Raw genomic sequence first — 17,527 nt, forward strand, 5'->3', positions numbered from 1 at the left:
ATTCCCTGCCCTCAGTGGACCTCAGTGGACCTCGGTGGTCGGTGGTCCCGGACGGTAGTCAGGGCCGGCGGGGCCGCGCGGGAGACGTCTCGGTCAGCGGGATGCGTGCGGCGGGGGCGGGGGCCGCGCGTGCCTCGGGAGCGGGTCCGCGGGTGGTTCCACTCATCGGGAACGGGAGCCCGGCCCGGCCGGAGGGTGTCCTAGCTTCGGCCCCCTGCCCGCTCCCGGGCACATCACCGCACCGTCCCCCTCGAGGTGAAACCGATGACCGCAGAGTCCCTGTCCCCGCCCGAGGCCGCCGAGGAGACCGAGCCGACGCCCCTGCGGATGCGGCGCGTCATGGGCACCTTCGCGTCCGGCGTGACCGTCGTGACGGGGACGGGCCGGGACGGTGCCCCCGTGGGATTCGCCTGCCAGTCCTTCGCGTCCGTCTCCCTCGAACCGCCCCTGGTGCTGTTCTGCGCCGACCACCGCGGGCGTGCCTGGCCGAGGATCAGGGAGTCGGGCCGGTTCACCGTGAACATCCTCGGCGCGCAGCAGACGGATCTGTGCGGTCGGTTCGGGTCCAGCAAGGGCCGCAAGTTCGAGGGCCTGAGCTGGGAGTCGTCCCGCTGGGGCACTCCGTCGCTGCCCGGCGTACTGACGCGGGTGCACGCCGATGTGCACGACGTGCACGCGGCGGGCGACCACGACGTGGTGGTGGGCCGGGTCCTCGCCCTGGAGACGGTGACCGAACGGGAGCCGATGCTCTTCTTCCGCGGTGGCTTCGGTGTCCAGAGCCCGGCGGCCGCGGTCACGGCCTCCGACGTGTGGGGGTGGGGCGACCACTGGGGATGAGCGGCACCGCGCCCGGGAGCTTCGCCGAAGATGCCGCCGGGCCCCACCGGAGGCCCCGGGGCTCCGCCGCAGGTCCCCGGACTCCGCCCGAGGTCCCCAGGGCTCGCCGCAGGTCCGCCGGGGCTTCGTCGGGCCTCGCTCGACCCCGCGGAACCCCGCTCGACCCCGCTCGACGTCGTTCGCCCGGCTCCGTCGCGCCGGAACCCGGGGCCCGGCGCGTCGACCGCCTACTGCCAGTCGCCGTACTGGCCCGCCGCGAGCAGCCGGTCCATGGCCTGCGCGGACCACGTCTCCTCCGGGGCGGGCGCGGGCCGGCGCGGCGTCCTGACCGGCGCCTGCCGCTGGGGGAACAACTCGTGCGACACCTGCCGGGCGGCGTCCACCACCAGCGGGGCGGCCTTCTCCAGGGGCGACCAGGCGTCCCCGACCAGGGAGATCGCGGCGACCGGGCCGTCGGGGCCGCGGACCGCCGCGGCGGCGCAGGCGATGTCGGGGAAGCACTCGCCGCGCTCGAAGGCGAGCCCGTGACGGCGCCGGATGCGGTCGAGTTCCTGGTGCAGGGTGCCGATGTCGCAGATGGTGCGCTGAGTCAGCCGGCCGATGGACTCGCCGGCCCGGGCCTCGACGTCCTCCGGTTCGAGCCAGGCGAGCATGGCCTTGCCGAGCGCCGTCGAATGGGCGGGTGCCCGACCGCCGACGCGCGAGGGGACGGTGGCGGCGAACCGGCCGCCGACCTTGTCGAGGTAGTACACCTCCGCCCCGTCCAGGACGGCCAGGTGGACGACGAGCCCGGTCCGGATCTGCAGTTGGTGCAGCCGGGCCGCGGCGGCCTCGCGGATCCTGCTGTGCGCTCCGTCTCCCCCGCCGAAGCCCAGGGCCCGGCGCCCCAGCCCGTAGCCCAGGCCGGTGTGTTCGAGCCAGCGCAGCCGCACCAGTTGGTCGAGGATCCGGTGCGCCGTCGACCGGGGCAGCCGGGTGCACCGCGCCACTTCCTCCAGGGACAGCCGGGCTGTGCGGCCCTCGAACAGGTCCATGATGAGCGTCACCCGCTCGACCATCGACGGCGGCAACTCGCGACGGACCGGCGCGTGCGTGGTGGGAAGACCATCGACAGCCGTCATGGGAGCCTCCAGTCACAGACTGAAATGAATTCTTGTTTTCCGGAATGTAACAGCGCTCCCGAACGGTGAGAAGGGATGCGGGCGGCCTGTTTTGCGGCGGGCCGCCGGATCGCGGTCGGCGAGGGGGCCGGGAGCCCCGCCGCCGCGCCGCGGTCGCGCGGGCCTACTCCCCGCCGGTGAACATCTTGATCAGACCGTGCGGCGCGTCGTCGCCGAACATCAGCGCGTGGAGTCGGGCCGCGTCGGCGGCCTCCGCCGCGCTGCGCGGGAACAGGTCCCGCTCGTACGCGGCGAGCGCCGCCTCCACCTGGCCGGGGTGCGCGGCGAGTGCCGTGCCGAGTTCCGCGCCGTCGTACATGGCCAGGTTGGCGCCCTCGCCGGACGGGGGCATGAGGTGGGCGGCGTCGCCGAGCAGGGTCACCCCCGGCACCCGCTCCCACCGGTGCGCGGCGGGGAGGGTGTGCAGGGGGCGCAGGACCGGGGCGGTGTCGGCGTCGGTGAGCAGCGCGGTCAGTTCCGGCGCCCAGCCGGCGAACTCCCGAGCCACCCGGGCGGTGGCCGCCGGGTCGGCGGGACCGATGCCGTCGAACCACTCCAGCGGCCTGCGCAGGGCCACGTAGGCGTGGAGGACCCCGCCGCTCTCCCGGTGGGCCTGAATCGCCCTGCCCGGCGCGAGCGCGAACATCGACCCGTCGCCGACCGCCTTGGCCGTGGCCGGATGCCTGGTGTCGGCGTCGAGCAGCCAGGTCTCGACGAACGACATGCCGACGTACTCGGGTACGGCGTCGGACAGCAGCGGCCGGACCCGGGACCACGCGCCGTCCGCGCCGACCAGCAGGCTCGTGAGGTGGGAGGTGCCGTCGGCGAAGGCCACCTCGTGGCGGCCCCCGCCGAGGGCGCGGACGGCGCTGACCTTGTGTCCCCAGCGGACGGTGCCCGTCGGGAGCGAGTCGAGCAGTGTCCGCCGCAGTTCGCCGCGCATCACCTCCGGGCGGCCGCCCGTGCCGTCGTCGCCCTCCTCGAACAGGACCGTCCCGTCCGGGGCGAGGGCCCGTGACGCCTGGCGGCCCTCCAGGACGAGAGCGCGGAACTCCTCGGTCAGGCGGGCGGCCCGCAGTGCGGGCTGCCCGTTGGTGTCGTGGATGTCGAGCATCCCGCCCTGTGCGCGCGCCTCGGGAGAGGACTCGGCCTCGTAGACGGTGGCCGGGATTCCGTGGACGTGCAGGACGCGGGCGAGCGTGAGGCCGCCGAGTCCGGCGCCGACGATCGTGACGTGTGTGGTCATGGCGCTTCCTCCGTGATCGTGGACCGCCGGGAGGGAATCCGGCGGACATCGACTGGAACGGTGTTCCAGGGCTCTCAGGGTGGAACGCCGTTCCACCGCATGTCAAGCTGGAACGGCGTTCCAGGCGGTTTAGGATGACCGCATGGCATCCAGGTCGCGCCGTCCGGAACGGCGGCAGGAACCCCTCTCGCGGGAGCGGATCGTCGGGGTCGCCGTCGAACTCCTCGACACGGTCGGAGAGCGCGGCCTCACCTTCCGCGCCCTGGCCGAGCGCCTCGCGACCGGCCCCGGGGCGATCTACTGGCACATCACGGGGAAGGCCGAACTGCTCGCCGCCGCCACGGACGCCGTCGTCGCCGCCGCCGTGAGCGCCGGTCCGGCCGGACCAACCGGGTCCGGCGGGTCCGCCGGGCCGACCGGGGCGGGGCCCTCGCCGCAGGACGCGATCCGCGCCGTCGCGCTCAACCTGTTCGACGCGACCGAGGCGCACCCGTGGCTGGCCACGCAGCTCGCGACGCAGCTCTCCCGCACCCCCTGGGGGACGGTGGCGCCGCGCATCTTCGAGAGCCTCGGCCGGCAGGTCCGGGCGATGGACGTGCCGGAGGCCCACTGGTTCACGGCGTCCTCGGCGCTGATGCACTACATCCTCGGCGCCGCGGGCCAGAACGCCGTGAATGCCGAGGGCACGGACACCCCGGGGTCCGAGGTGGACCGGGACGAGTTCCTGGACACCGTGTCGACGGCGTGGGAAGGGCTCGATCCCGACGACTACCCGTTCACCCGGGCCGTCGCGGACCAGGTGCGCGGCCATGACGACCGCGAGCAGTTCCTCGACGGGATCGCCCTCGTCCTGGCCGGCATCACGGCGCTCCACTCTCCCGGCCGGTAGGGCCGGGCAGCGCCTCCCGCCCCCGAGGCGACCGTCGACGTGTGCGCCGTCTCACGCCTCCGACGGCTGCCCACGTTGCGTGGGTCACTGCACAAATGCCCCTTTCGCGGCCATGCTCTAGGTGAGCGACGTCGCCCGTAGTCCCGAAATGGCGTGCGCCGCCCTCGACTTGGTCGCGAGGCTCCGAAGTGGGCCCTGCCACAGCACTCGTGACGCATCCCCTTCCCCACCCGCACACCCGCACACCTGCACACCTGCACACCTGTTGAGCGCAGAACCCGTAGAAAGGTGCCGATCGTGGCCGCATACCTGTGCCCTCCCGCCGTCATACACGGCGAGCACTCCGTGGAGACCCGAGACATCGTGGCGGAAGTGCACGGCCGGCACCCGAACGCCCCGTGGGCGCCGCGGATCGACGGCATCGCGGCCAGTACGGGCATCGAGACCCGCGGCTGGATGCTCCCCCTGGAGACCGCCGTCGCGCCCGGCGCCGGGGGCGGACTGCGGTCCACCGGACGGGGGCCCGCCCGGGAGGCGCTGAGCCGCGAGGGGTTCACCGAGCAGGAAGTGGACCGCGCCGTCGCCGCCCTGGAGGCGGTGCCCGCGCCGCAGACCGTCCAGGAGCGCACCGCGCCGGCCTGGGAGGCCGTGCAGTCGTACGGGGAGCGTGCGGCACGCGGTGCCCTGCAGATCGCCGGGCTGGACGTCGCGGACGTCGACTGCCTGATCACCAGCAACTCCACCACCCCGGCGCTGCCCGGCCTGGACGTCGCCCTGGCCAACCGGCTCCCGCTGCGCGGCGACGCCATGCTGCTGCCGGCCGCGCAGTGGGCCTGCGTGGCCGGGACCCGTTCCCTGGCGCTGGCGGCGGACCTCGTCGCGGCGGATCCCGACCGGGTGGTCCTGGTCGTGATCTCCGAGGCGCTCAGCACGACCTACCAGCCCGCGGACGACACCCTGGAGTCCCTGATCGTCAGGCTGCTGTTCGCGGACACCGCGGTCGCGGCCGTGGTCACGGGCCGCCCGAGGCCGGAGTCGGTGCTGCGACTGGACGCCGCCTGGCACCACACGCTGCCGGACACGCGGGACCTGCACCGTCTGGAGACGCGGGAGGACGGCACCCACTTCGTGATGGACCGGCGCGGGCCGCGCGCCGTACAGGACACGGTCACCGCGATGTGGGAGTGGCTCCGCGTCCGCTACCAGGACGACCCCGGCTCCTGGCACCCGGACCTCCTGCTCGCGCACCCCGGCGGCACCCGGGTGCTGGAGTACATGGAGCAGACGATGCCGCGGGAGTGGCCGTCGGGGCTGCTGGAGTACAGCCGGGACAGCTACACCAGCGGCAACCGCGGGGGCGCCGCCGTGTTCGACATCCTGCGCCGGGCGCACGACGCCGGGCAGAAGGCGGGCAGCCGTGCCGTCCTGTACGCGGCGGCCCCCGGTCTGACGGCCACCGCGCTGGAAGGCGAGTGGCTGTAGGGCGGTCCCCTCGCCGCCCGGCCCGCCGTGATCGGCCGGACGCGCACCGGATCCCGGCACCCGTCACTGTCCGCGTTCACCGCACGATCCGCTGGTGTGGGCGAAGCGTCCCCGCGTGTTATTGAATGGGAGGTGCGGCCGGGATTCCCGAGGCCCGCCGCACCGGTTCGGGTACGGCCCCGGCAGTGTCCCGGGGGTTGGCGAGCGAGCTGAGGGAGCCGCATGGACTCCACACCCTCCCCATCGTCCTCGTCGCCGTTCAACCTGGTCAGCAGCGCCCTGGGTCGGTACATCCCGCTCGGCGCAACGGCACCGGCCGATTCCGCCGAGTCCCGCGACGATCCCACCGGCCCTCCATCGGAATACGACGATCCGCCGGCGGGCCGCCAGGAGCAGATCCTCGGGGCGATCGCTCTGGACCGGGAGCTGAAGGTCACCCGCTGCAATCTCGAGGCGCCCGTCTTCGCCGGCCTGAACGCCGAACCCGGGAGCCCGTTCGTCGATCTGCTGCCCCGGGGGGACGTACCGACGGTCACCCGGCGGTTGCGCCAGGTCCTGGAGACCGGGGAGGCGCACGTCGCCCGGGTCCAGCGCCTGCGGCGCGACGACGGGTCGGAACTGGTCGTCTCGATCAGCATCCTGCCCGCGGCGGCGCCCCAGGAGGGCCTGACGGTCTCCGTGATCGCCATGGCCAGGCGACTGCACCTGTACGCCGCCGAGACCGCGATCGGCACCTCGCTGGACATCGGCGAGACCGCGCAGTCCCTCGCCGAGTCCCTGCTGGCCTGGGGGGACGTGGCCGCCATCGACCTCGACTTCGCGGTGTGGACGGGCGAGGGGGTCACCGAGCGGGCGCAGCGGCGTATCCGGCTGCGGCGGGCGGCCCTGGTGCCGGACCGGGCGTGGCCCGAAGGCTACGTGACCCTGGGCGACGACCTTCCCGGCGACGCCAGCCGCCTCCTGTCGCAAGCGATACGGCGTGCCGACGCCCCGCAGTCCATCGTCATACCCGACCGGAAGGCGATCGAGCGCGTACTGGGGAGCCCGCGGCTGGTACGTGCCCTGGTGCCCGGGGACCGCGCGGCGGGTGTGGCGTGCGTACCGCTGATCCTGGACGGCGACCCGCCCGTCGTCCTGGGCGTGGCGGAGGTCTGGCGGCGGGCGGACCGTCCCTTCGCCGACAGCGAGCTGTTCGACCTGCAGGAACTGGTGGCCAGAACCTCCCACCACGTGGACCTGGCCCGCCAGCACCAGCGCGAGCACACCCAGGTACTGGCCCTGCAGCGCCGGCTGCTGCCGCGGCCCGGTGGCGGCACCGTGCAGACGGCCAGCGTCTACCAGCCCGCCACCCCCGACAGCGCGGGCGTCGGCGGCGACTGGGTGAACAGCTTCCCGCTGCCGGACGGCCGCACCGCGCTGGTCGTCGGCGATGTCGTGGGGCACGGTCTGGGGGCCGCGGCGACCATGGGCCAGCTGAGCATGGAGGCCCGCGCGCTGCTGTCCGCGGGGCTGGCGCCCGACGAGGTGCTGGAGCATCTCGACAAGACCGTGACGCTGCTGGACGACGCGGAGTCCGGGTTGACGGCCGGCTACAGCGCTCTCGGATCGACCTGCTGCATCGCCGTATACGACCCGGTCAGCCACCGGGTGGCACTGTCCAGCGCGGGCCACCTCCCCCCGATCCTGGTGACGCCCGACGGACGTGCCGGCCCGCTCGCGATCCGCCCGCACCCCGGTCTGGGCGCCGAGTTCGCACTGCGGGAGCCGTTCGACGTGCACACGTTCGAGGCAGCCCCGGGCTCCCTGCTCACCCTCTACACCGACGGCCTGGTCGAGGATCCGGCGTTGTCGATCGACGAGGGCATCGGCAGGCTCGCGGACGCGGTGGCCAGGGTGCACCCCTGGGACACGCTGCACCAGGCCGCACGGCGGGTGGTGACCGAGGTGATGCCGACGCACCAGCGCGACGACGTGACCCTGCTGCTCGCGCGCATGATCGGCTACCGCAAGGGAGACACCGCGACCTGGCGGCTGCCCGCCCGGGGCGACGCGGCCGCCCGGGCCCGCGCGCTGGTCTTCCCGGTGCTGCGGCAGTGGGGGATCAGGGACAGCACCCGGGACAGTGTGCTGCTCCTGGTCAGCGAGCTGGTCACCAACGCGGTCCGCTTCGCGGGCGGACCCATCACGGTACGGCTGATCAGAGCCGGTCCCGGCCTGCTGTGCGAGGTCGGTGACACCGGCAACGGCAGGCCGCGGCTGGGCCGGGGCGAACCCCTCGACGACGGCGGCCGGGGCCTGCGCATCGTGCACCGGCTCACCACCCGGTGGGGGGTGCGGTGGACGGACACCGGCAAGGTGGTCTGGGCGGAGGTCGTGCGGTGACCCGGCCGCGGGCCCGTCGTTCCACCGCGCGAGGGGAACCGGCGGCCGGCGCACGACGTCCCTCGGGGCACAAGATCGCCAGTGACCCGAGGACTCGACATGACCGACACGGCAACCCGATACCTCTACCTGGTCCGGCACGGCGAGGCATCGGCGGACGAGAGCGGACTGACCGACACCGGTCGACGCCAGGCCACCCTCCTGGGCCGACGCCTGCGAGGCACCCCCTTCACCGCCGTGCACCACGGCCCCCTGCCACGGGCGGAGCAGACCGCACGACTCATCGCCGACGAACTGGAGGGGGTAACCCCGCGCGTCTCGGAGGCCGCCGGTGACTACGTGCCCCACGTGCCGGAGCGGGCCGAACTCCCGGCCGAGTCGGCGGACTTCTTCCTCGACTTCCTCTCCGGCGCCACCGCCGAGGAGCGAGAGCAGGGGCCAAGGCTCGCCCGCGAGGCGCTGCGCCGCTTCACCGGGGCGGTGACGGACGGCGACGAGGACCGCCACGAACTGGTCGTCACCCACAACTTCCTCGTCGCCTGGCTCGTCCGGGACGCCCTGCACGCGCCGAACTGGCGGTGGCTCGGCCTCAACCACGGCAACGCGGCACTCACGGTCATCCGCTACGCACCCGGCCGCCCCGCCTCCGTCCTCGTCTCCAACGACATGCGGCACCTGCCCACCGAGCTGCGCTGGACGGGCTTTCCGCCCGAACTGCACATCTGACGCGGTGCCGGGCCAAAGCCTGTGACACTCACCTGTGGGTGATCCGGATCTTGGACTGGCCGTGCGGGAGTGCCTCCCAGTCGTCCATGAAGCGTGCCGCGAGGCCGTGTTCGGCGGCCAGGGCGATCAGCGTCTCGGTGCGGTAGTAGAAGTCCTCGTGCAGAACGTGGTGTTCCTCGCCCTCCGTGCGGTCGAAGGTGAAGTCGAACCAGCCGCCGGGCGCGAGGACGCGGCCGACGTGGGCGAAGCACTCCTCGATCACCGGGAGCGGCGAGTGCGAGAACACGCTGTGCGCGTGCACCACGTCGAAGCGGCCCTCCGGCAGGAAGCCCAGCGTGAGGTCGCGCACCGGCGTCAACGTGGGCAACCGGTCCTGCAGTTCCTGTGTCCTGAGGGTCTCCTGCGCGGCGAACAGGATGTCGGGGGAGATGTCGACGCCGTGGTAGTTCCCGGGGTCCAGGTAGTCGATGAAGCGCCATCCCGCCCGCAGGTTGCCGCAGCCGATCTCCAGCATCCGATGCCGCGGGCTCAGACCGTGGCGCCGCAGGTAGTCGAACTGCATCGCCCCGAGCGCCAGCCACCGCTCCCTGCTGCGACTGCCCACGGCGGCGTCCGGGTCACGGCGGGTGTCCGAGCTCATGACCGCCCGGTAGTAGGCGACGTGGTCGGGTGAGCGGTGGCGCAGCCAGGCGTCCCGAACGGTGCGGCGCACGTGCCGCGGCACCCGGCCGGGGTGGCGCAGCACGTAGGACACGCGATGGCCGAGGGACGCGCGGTTGGCTGTGAGGTTCTTCGGCGTGGAGGTGGGCATGAGGTGCTCGTTCCCGGTAGGAGTCGTCTTCCCGAAGTGTCGTCGGGCCCGCTGCCGGGGACGTCGGACGTGCGGTCGCCCCGAGGGGGTCGTCGCGGGTCATGCCGAGGTCAGCCGATCGGATGATGTGGCACATGCGACGCACTTGTACATGTGGTCAGGCAGGGAAACGACAAGGTGAAGGGGAGAGGGAAGCGGACGTGGTGGAGCGAGGCGGCACACACCCGGACCCGGACGCGGACCCGGGAGCCCGTCGGCTGACGATCGCCGTGCGGACCGCGTTCGTGTTGTTGCTGGGCGGCGCGATCGCCCGGCTGCTGACCCATGGTCCCGCCGACGGCGCTCGCACCGGCTGGGTGCTCGCACTGTTCCTCGTCTTCGGCGCCCTCTGTCTCTTCGGACGGCTCGGGGCACCCGGACCCCGGTACGGCGAGCGCCCGACCGCCCGGCACCTGCTGTGGCTCGGCACCGTGCTCACGCTCTGGCTGGTGCTGCTGACTCTCGAACCGAGCGCCACCTGGTGCACCATGCCCCTGTTGTTCACCGGGCTGCACCAGTTGCCGGTGCGGCTCGCGGTACCGCTCGCGGCCGTGGTCGTCGCGCTCGTGGTCGTCTCCGAAGTGCGGGTGTCCACCGGCGATTTCAATCCGAACCTGGTACTCGCCCCGGTCGCCCTGGGCACGGTCGCCACGGCCGTCCTCGTCCACGGCAGGCAACTGGCCGTCCGGCAGCGGCGGCTGATCGACGACCTGACCCGTACCCGGGACGACCTGGCGGCCACCGAACACTACGCGGGTGCCCTGGCCGAACGTCAGCGGCTGTCCGCGGAGATCCACGACACCCTCGCCCAGAGCCTGTCCAGCCAGCAGATGCTGCTCCAGGCCGCGCAGCGCCACTGGCGCACCGCCCCCGACGCCGCGCTGGCTCACGTACGGGACGCCGCCGACACCGCCGACCGGGCGCTGGCGGAGGTCCGCCGGTTCGTCGGCGACCTCACCCCGCTCGACCTCGCCGAGAACTCCCTCGTACAGGCACTGCGCGGCCTCGCGGAACGAAGCGGCACTCCGGGGCCTGCCGTCGAGTTCCGCCTGGACACCGCGCCCGGTGCGCCCTCCCCCGTGCCCGGGCGGGTCGAGGCGGCGCTCCTGCGGGTGACGCAGCAGGCACTGGCCAACGCGCGGGAACACTCCGGTGCGGAGCGGGTCGTCATCACCCTGACCTGTCTGGAGGACGTCGTCACCGTGGACATCGCCGACGACGGCGACGGCTTCGACGCGCGCCGGCCGGCGCGCGTCAGTCGGGCCTCCGGCCGCGGCCAGGGCCTTCCCGGCATGCGGAGGCGGGCGCAACGGGCCGGTGGGGCGCTCACCGTCGAGTCGGCGCCCGGCGAGGGCGCCGTGGTGTCGATGTCCGTACCGCTGGTCGCGGACGGTCCCAGGAGGCAGGCACCGTGAACCCGACCGCCCCCGCCGTCCGGGTGCTGCTCTGCGACGACCACGCCGTCGTCCGGGCCGGCCTGCGCGCGCTGCTGTCCAGCACCGAGGGCATCGAGGTCGTCGGCGAGGCCGACAGCGGTGAGGACGCTCTCGCCATGGTCGCGGGCCTGCGTCCGGACGTGGTGCTCATGGATCTGCAACTGGGCAGGGGGATGGACGGCGTCGCCACCACCCGCCGGCTGACCTCCGCCGGCGACGCGTCCGGGTCCGGCCCCGCGCCGCGGGTGCTGGTCCTCACCATGTTCGACACCGATGCCGACATCGCCCGCGCGGTCGCCGCGGGCGCGACCGGCTACCTCCTCAAGGCCGAGCGGCCGGAACGGCTGTTCGCGGCGATCCGCGATGCCGCGGCCGGCCGCACCGTGCTGTCGGGCTCGGTCGCCGACCGGGTCGTCTCCCGCCTGCACGCCCCCGGGCCCGCACTCACCGCCCGTGAACGCGACGTTCTCGCCCTGCTCGGCCAGGGCCTCGGCAACCGCGAGATCGCCCGGTCGCTGTTCCTGAGCGAGGCCACGGTCAAGACCCACCTCGGCCGTGTCTACGCCAAGCTCGGCGTCCGCACCCGGACAGCGGCGGTCGCCGCCGCGACCCGCCACCGTCTACTGCCGTGACACCCGTCGGCGCGTCGTCACGCGGACCGGGCGGGAGCGACCACGCCGCCCCGGTCCGCCCGGCCCCGGCCGGACGCTTCAGACCTCTCCGGTCGCGGCGTGCACCCAGCCGGCGGACACGCGGAAGTTCACCTGGGCCATCAGCGAGGGTTCGGCCCCGGCCCGCGCCTCCAACACCTCGCGGTAGCAGGCCCGGGCGTCCTCGTCGGACCGGTCGGCGAGGAAGGCCCACTCGGCGACGTGGCAGGCCAGCCTCAGGTCGGTGGCGGACAGGGTTCGGGCCCGCTCCACCAGCGCCGCCACTCCCCCGGCCAGTCGCGCCACCTCGGCGGCCTGTGCGTCCTGGGAGGCGGGCAGCAGGTGTGAGGGGTAGCCGTCCCACCAACCCGAGTACCTGCGGATGACGTTGCGGCAGATGAACTCCGGTTTGTCGTAGAGGGCGGGCAGCCGCGGGTGGTGGCGCAGTTGTTCCGGGATCTCCAGGGTGGCCACGATCTCGTCGGGCAGGACGCCGTTGTTGAGCCCGGTCAGGGCGTGCTCGACGATGATCCGCAAGTAGCGTGCGAGTGAGGTGAGTTCGTCGGCGACGGCGTCCGTTCCGGTGGCCGGGTCGCCGTGGCCGGTGATGATCACCGAGGGGCTCAGTGACGCCATCTCCTCGGCCGCCTCGGCCCATTCCTCGGCGTAGCGCTGGACCTTCTTGGGGTTGCCGGCGTTGGGCAGGTAGCCGGTGACCAGGTCGCCGGCCGCGATGACGCGTCGCTCGGGGGCCCATACCCAGGCGGCGTCGTCGGTCTCGCCCTTGCCGTGGCGGACGACGAACCGCTCACCGCCGATCGTCAGCTCCAGACGGTCGTCGAACAGGCGGGTGGGCCAGACGAAGTCCTCACGGGCGTCCGGCCACGCCTTTCCGTCCGCGCCGGGCCGCTGGCCGTTGACGCGTGCGTTCAGGCCCGCCGTCTTCATGTAGCGGTCGAAGTGGGTCGGCAGGGCGCGGTGCGCGACGATCTCCGGCCGCTCCCCCGCTTCGAGGAACGCCCACAGACCGAAGGCGTGGTCGCTGTGCCCGTGGGTGTAGACCACGGTGTGCAGCGGCTTGTCGCTGACCGAGCGCACCGCTTTCAAAAGCGCGGGTCCGTCACCGGCACACCCGCAGTCGACGAGGAGGAGCCCGTCGTCCGTCTCGAACAGGCCGACGTTGACCATGCCGGGCTGGATGAACCAGGTGCGCGGCGCGACGTCGACGACACGGGGCTCGAACCCCGATCCCTGGGTGCGGTCGAAGATGCGCCGTCCCTGCTCGGGGTTGAAGAGTCCGAAGGCGGCACGGGCCGCGGACTGCTGGTTCTCGGGGAAGGTGGGAGTCATGCGGACGTCCGATCACGAGGAGTGGAACCTTGTCGTGCCGAGCGGACACGACGTTAAGGCGACCGCCTTAACATGGTCAACCGAGCAGTCCCACTCACTGGAGGAAGCTTGTGGACGAGGGCAGATCGAGCACCCGCTCCCGACTCATCGACGTCGCCGAGCGCCTCTTCGCCGAGCGCGGGATCGACGCCGTCTCGCTGCGGACCGTGGGCGCCGAGGCCGGGCAGCGCAACAAGTCCGCGGCGCAGTACCACTTCGGCTCGCGACAGGGCCTGCTCGACGCCATCGTGGCCGCGAGGTCGGCGCCGGTGGACGCGCACCGGACCGCGCTCCTGGCACAGGCATGCGAGGCCGCGGACCCACCGGACCTGCGGAGCCTGGTCACCCTGCTCGTCCAGCCGCTGGCCGAGAGCATCGGGACGGGCGGGGGCAGCGCGTACTACCTGCGGTTCCTGGCCCAGGCCGCCGACGAACCGTCCGTGCGCGCGGCCTGGCGCGACACCTACGCCACTCCGACCACGGTCCGCGCCGTGCACGACGGGATCCGGTCCCGCCTCGCCGACCTGCCGCACGACGTCCTCGAACGGCGTCTGGAGTGGTCCGCGTTGGTCACCGTGCGCCTGCTCGCCGAGCACGAGCGCCGCCACCATGCGGGAGAGACGGCGCCCGGGGAGCGGGCCCGGACGGTACGCGAGGTGGTGGAGATGCAGGTCGCCCTCCTCCGGTGCCCGGCCGTGTGAGCCACGGTCGCCCGCCGGCCCGACGCCCACCGTCCTCGACGCCCGGCGGGCCGAGCGGACGGCCCGCGTCACACCGGCTCGGGGCGGCCGCGGTGCCCGGTCACCGCGACTCGCCGCGAGACCGGGGCACGCCCAGGGCGTCTTCGCGCGTGATCCGACCACATCACCGGCGAACTCGCCGAACCGGTCGAGAACCTGATCCGCAGAGGGGCGGGGTGGATCGAAGTGGTGGCTACGCGGGATTCCCGTGGTGGGCCGGAGCCTCAGCGGCGTCGAGGGCATCTTGTCGGCGGTGGGTCCTCCCGAGCAAGGTGGCCACGCGATCGTGCCGCGACGACCACCGGCCCTACGCCGCACCGATCCGGCGCCGCGTCGCCGCAGTCCCGGCGCCCAGCGGCCCCGGAAGCGCGCCCCGGAAGCGGGGGCTCACGGGCTCGCCTCCGGTCGCCGCCCTCCGCGGCCGGCAGCAGGGTGGAGGCGGGGCACCCGGAGCCCACTGCACCGAAGAGCAAGGAGCGATCCATGCGGTACCGCACACTCGGCAGCTCGGACCTGGAGGTCTCGGAGATCTCGCTGGGGTCCTGGCTCACGTACTCGGGGGGCGTCGAGGCCGACAGGACCCGTGCCTGCACCGAGGCGGCCTTCGACGCGGGCATCAACTTCTTCGACACCGCCAACGTCTACGGGCAGGGCGCCGCCGAGACGGCCTGGGGCGACATCCTCTCCGCCCACCCCCGCGACTCGTACATCCTGGCCACCAAGGTGTGGGGCCGGATGTCCGACGCCCCGGAGGACCAGGGGCTGTCCCCGCAGCAGATCGCCCAGCAGATCGACGCCTCCCTCGCCCGCCTCCGGACCGACCACGTGGACCTGTACCAGGCGCACCGTTTCGACCCCGCCGTGCCGGTCGAGGACACCATCGAGGCGTTCCAGAGAGTCGTCGATCAGGGCAAGGCCCGCTACCTCGGCTTCAGCGAGTGGACCCCCGAGCAGATCCGGGCCGGCATCGACATCGCCGGCCCCGGACTCTTCGTCGCCTCCCAACCGCAGTACTCCATGCTGTGGCAGGCCCCCGAGGCCGAGGTCTTCGGCCTGTGCGCCGCCAACGGCATCTCCCAGATCGTCTGGTCCCCGCTCGCCCAGGGCGTGCTCACCGGCAAGTACAAGCCCGGGCAGCCCGTCCCCGAGGGCAGCAGGTTCGCCTCCGCCGACATGGCCGTCTCCCAGGACCTCGTCTACAGCGACACGACCCTCGAGGCGGTCCAGCGTCTCGTCCCGATCGCCGAACAGGCCGGGATGAGCCTGCCCACCCTGGCCCTCGCCTGGATTCTGCGCCGCGGCGAGGTCGCCTCCGCCATCACCGGCGCGTCCCGCCCCGAGCAGGTCCACTCCAACGCCGCGGCCTCCGGCATCCATCTGCCCGACGACCTGCTGGCCGCCGTCGACCAGGCTCTCGGCGACGCCCCCGTCACGGAACCGGTCCTCGCCCCCGGGGCCCAGAGCGGCATCACACACCGCTGACCCACGACAGTCCCGCGGCCGGCTCACCCGTACGGAGTAAAGAGGTTCAGCCCCATGACCGCACCCGTCCCCCAGGTCACCCTCAACAACAACGTCAGGATGCCGATCCTCGGCTTCGGCGTCTTCCAGGTCCCCGAGGACCAGACTCAGCAGGCGGTCGAAGCCGCGCTCGAAACCGGCTACCGCCTCCTCGACACCGCGGCCGCCTACGAGAACGAACGCGCCGTCGGCCGGGCCATCGCCGCCGCCGGCATCCCCCGCGACGAACTGTTCGTCACCACCAAGCTGTGGATCCAGGACTACGGCCAGGACAGCGCCGAGCGCGCGTTCGACCGCTCGCTGGACAGACTGGCCCTCGATCACCTCGACCTGTACCTGCTCCACCAGCCCTTCGGCGACTACTACAGTGCCTGGCGGGCGCTGGAACGGCTCAACCGGGACGGCCGCACCCGGGCCATCGGGGTCAGCAACTTCTACCCGGACCGGCTCGCCGACCTCATCGCCCACAACGAGACCGTGCCCGCGGTCAACCAGATCGAGACCCACGTCTTCTTCCAGCGCACCGACGACCAGCGGTTCATGCGCGAGCACGGCGTCCAGCACGAGTCCTGGGGCCCGCTCGCCGAAGGCGGCCAGGGATTCTTCGAGAACCCCGTCCTGGTCGACGTCGCCCGCACCCATGACAAGTCCGTCGCTCAGATCGCCCTGCGCTGGCTGACCCAGCGCGGCATCGTCGCCATCCCCAAGTCCGTGCGCCCCGAACGCATGGCGGAGAACCTCGCCGTGCTGGACTTCGAGCTCTCCGAGGAGGAGATGTCCCGCATCAGCACCCTGGACACCGGCCGGAGCCACATCTTCGACCACCACAACACCGACATGGTCGAATCGCTCGGCGCGACGCGGTTCGACACGTGACACGCCTGCGGGCCGTGGGTCGGCCCGCGGACTGCGAGAGCTCAGGCGTCGAGGCTGCCCCGCAGTAGATGCCGGGCCACTTCGCTGCGGGCCGCGGCGAGTTCTGTGGCGATCAGTTCGCTCCGACGGGGCTGCGGTGTCACCGCGGCAGGCTCGACCCGGCCGGCGAGCAGGCAGGCGCGGCGCAGGTGGGTCGGCGGGTGGGTGGTGTCGACCTGGTGCCCGCGCCGGGCTCCGACGCGCCGCTGCCGTTCGTACTCGTGCTCGGGGATGGACGACGCGTACGCGGTGAGCGCTTCCCACAGCTCGTCGGCGCGGGCCGCGGCCTGCTCGGAGGACCTGCGCCCGCGGAGAGCGGCACGGTTGATCTCGGTGCGCAGCCGGAGACCGAGCGACCCGATGATGAGCAACCGGTCCATGAGGCCGACCGCGGCCTGGGTGGAGGCGGTGCGGGCGGCCAGCCGGTCGGCCAGGTACTCGGCCCGGATTCCGGCACGTGACGTCAACCGGGCGAGCAGTACCAGCAGCCCCCCGACCAGCATGCGTGGTACCACGTAGAGAGCGTTGACGAGCCCCTCCAACCCGGTCGAGTTCGGCAACGGCTGCAGGAGGTGGTGCCATACGGACAGGGTCCGCGACGCGGCGCCGACCACCAGGCCGTTGCGGGTGTCCCCGTTGGCGTAGTGGGCCAGTTCATGTCCGAGCAGCGCGATCCGCTCCTCGGGCGTGAGGACCTCCCACAGGGGCATGCCCAGCATCAGCAGCCGCCGGTCGCGTAGACCGTACGTCGTGACAGCGGCGTTCAGACTTCCGTCCACCACGATGGCGTGCACGCTCCGGGTACCGACCTCCCGTGCCACCTCGTCCACCAGCTCGAACAGTTCGGGCGCATCGCCGCGCAGCAGTACGGGCCGGTCGTCGGGCAGGCGACGCACCCTCGGAGCGAACGCCCAGGCCAGCACCAGCAGGACCAGTCCCACAACCATCCGGGCGCCACCCCAGCCGTCCACCACGACCCAGACACCGCCGACGGCGAACGCGAGGGTGATGCCGTTCACGGCCAGCGCGAGCACGGTGGCCGTCAGCGCCGAGGCGTCACGCCGAGGGCGCGTGTCCCGCCCACTCCGCATCTCGGCGACCAACTGCTCGCCATGCCGACGTGCCAAGGCTCGCATGGCCCGGTCGAGACGTCCCGTGTCCGGCTGCGGCCCCCCGGGGTCCACGTTCCAGTCGCAGGCGGCACACCAGACGGTGAACCGGCTGTCCCCGCGGATCTCCGTGCCGCATTCCGGGCATGGCTGTGTGGTCTCTTCGGCGATGGCCGACATCACGTGTGTTCCCCT

Annotated in this window: 15 protein-coding genes; 10 read left to right on the plus strand and 5 right to left on the minus strand. The window is 72.9% G+C overall.

The features are described 5' to 3' along the window. Nucleotides 1-264 precede the first annotated feature (264 nt). Nucleotides 265-837 carry a flavin reductase family protein gene (locus BJ961_RS21675; RefSeq protein WP_271414464.1) on the plus strand — a complete coding sequence of 191 codons (573 nt, stop codon included), beginning with the start codon at nt 265-267 and terminating at the stop codon, nt 835-837. 227 nt (nt 838-1,064) lie between these two features. Here BJ961_RS21675 and BJ961_RS21680 read toward each other — a convergent pair whose 3' ends face one another. Beyond that, entirely contained in the window at nt 1,065-1,958 is an 894-nt protein-coding gene (locus BJ961_RS21680; RefSeq protein ID WP_381160583.1) for an IclR family transcriptional regulator, read from the minus strand. A 163-nt stretch (nt 1,959-2,121) separates the two neighbouring features. Continuing rightward, nucleotides 2,122-3,243 (minus strand): FAD-dependent oxidoreductase, encoded by a 1,122-nt coding sequence (locus BJ961_RS21685; RefSeq protein WP_271414465.1) that lies wholly within the window; start codon nt 3,241-3,243, stop codon nt 2,122-2,124. Between the two features lie 142 nt (nt 3,244-3,385). On the opposite strand from BJ961_RS21685, the gene BJ961_RS21690 reads away from it, so the two are divergent. The 4 genes from BJ961_RS21690 (at nt 3,386) to BJ961_RS21705 (ending at nt 8,722) form a co-directional block, all read left to right on the plus strand. Then, nucleotides 3,386-4,132: a TetR/AcrR family transcriptional regulator gene (locus BJ961_RS21690; RefSeq protein ID WP_271414466.1), complete on the plus strand. Its 747-nt coding sequence runs from the start codon at nt 3,386-3,388 to the stop codon at nt 4,130-4,132. A gap of 297 nt (nt 4,133-4,429) precedes the next feature. Continuing rightward, on the plus strand, nt 4,430-5,614 hold the full coding sequence (locus BJ961_RS21695) for a beta-ketoacyl-[acyl-carrier-protein] synthase family protein (RefSeq protein WP_271414467.1): 1,185 nt from the start codon (nt 4,430-4,432) through the stop codon (nt 5,612-5,614). A 222-nt stretch (nt 5,615-5,836) separates the two neighbouring features. Next, complete coding sequence (locus tag BJ961_RS21700; RefSeq protein ID WP_271414468.1) at nt 5,837-7,996, plus strand: ATP-binding SpoIIE family protein phosphatase; 2,160 nt, start codon at nt 5,837-5,839, stop codon at nt 7,994-7,996. A 99-nt stretch (nt 7,997-8,095) separates the two neighbouring features. Continuing rightward, a complete protein-coding gene (locus tag BJ961_RS21705; RefSeq protein WP_271414469.1) occupies nt 8,096-8,722 on the plus strand; it encodes a histidine phosphatase family protein in 627 nt (208 codons plus the stop codon). A gap of 28 nt (nt 8,723-8,750) precedes the next feature. On the opposite strand, the gene BJ961_RS21710 is transcribed toward BJ961_RS21705, so the two are convergent. Continuing rightward, nucleotides 8,751-9,533, minus strand: a complete 783-nt coding sequence (locus BJ961_RS21710) for a class I SAM-dependent methyltransferase (protein ID WP_271414470.1) — start codon at nt 9,531-9,533, stop codon at nt 8,751-8,753. 203 nt (nt 9,534-9,736) lie between these two features. Here BJ961_RS21710 and BJ961_RS21715 point away from each other — a divergent pair, with 203 nt between their 5' ends. Beyond that, on the plus strand, nt 9,737-10,987 hold the full coding sequence (locus BJ961_RS21715) for a sensor histidine kinase (RefSeq protein ID WP_381161366.1): 1,251 nt from the start codon (nt 9,737-9,739) through the stop codon (nt 10,985-10,987). Further along, the gene (locus BJ961_RS21720; RefSeq protein ID WP_271414471.1) at nt 10,984-11,640 is read left to right on the plus strand and encodes a response regulator; all 657 of its coding nucleotides are present in this window, start codon (nt 10,984-10,986) and stop codon (nt 11,638-11,640) included. The genes BJ961_RS21715 and BJ961_RS21720 overlap by 4 nt, the downstream gene beginning before the upstream one ends. 78 nt (nt 11,641-11,718) lie before the next feature. Here BJ961_RS21720 and BJ961_RS21725 read toward each other — a convergent pair whose 3' ends face one another. Then, nucleotides 11,719-13,008: an MBL fold metallo-hydrolase gene (locus tag BJ961_RS21725; protein ID WP_271414472.1), complete on the minus strand. Its 1,290-nt coding sequence runs from the start codon at nt 13,006-13,008 to the stop codon at nt 11,719-11,721. A gap of 110 nt (nt 13,009-13,118) precedes the next feature. Here BJ961_RS21725 and BJ961_RS21730 point away from each other — a divergent pair, with 110 nt between their 5' ends. The 3 genes from BJ961_RS21730 (at nt 13,119) to BJ961_RS21740 (ending at nt 16,184) form a co-directional block, all read left to right on the plus strand. Then, entirely contained in the window at nt 13,119-13,748 is a 630-nt protein-coding gene (locus BJ961_RS21730; RefSeq protein WP_271414473.1) for a TetR/AcrR family transcriptional regulator, read from the plus strand. A 522-nt stretch (nt 13,749-14,270) separates the two neighbouring features. Further along, nucleotides 14,271-15,269, plus strand: a complete 999-nt coding sequence (locus BJ961_RS21735) for an aldo/keto reductase (RefSeq protein ID WP_271414474.1) — start codon at nt 14,271-14,273, stop codon at nt 15,267-15,269. A gap of 54 nt (nt 15,270-15,323) precedes the next feature. Continuing rightward, a complete protein-coding gene (locus tag BJ961_RS21740; RefSeq protein ID WP_271414475.1) occupies nt 15,324-16,184 on the plus strand; it encodes an aldo/keto reductase in 861 nt (286 codons plus the stop codon). 41 nt (nt 16,185-16,225) lie between these two features. Here the strand turns inward: BJ961_RS21740 and BJ961_RS21745 are convergent, their stop codons facing one another. Beyond that, nucleotides 16,226-17,359 carry a M48 family metallopeptidase gene (locus BJ961_RS21745; RefSeq protein WP_328656200.1) on the minus strand — a complete coding sequence of 378 codons (1,134 nt, stop codon included), beginning with the start codon at nt 17,357-17,359 and terminating at the stop codon, nt 16,226-16,228. Between the last annotated feature and the right edge of the window lie 168 nt (nt 17,360-17,527).

This window comes from Streptomyces lienomycini (genome assembly GCF_027947595.1).
Classification (GTDB): Bacteria; Actinomycetota; Actinomycetes; order Streptomycetales; family Streptomycetaceae; genus Streptomyces; species Streptomyces lienomycini.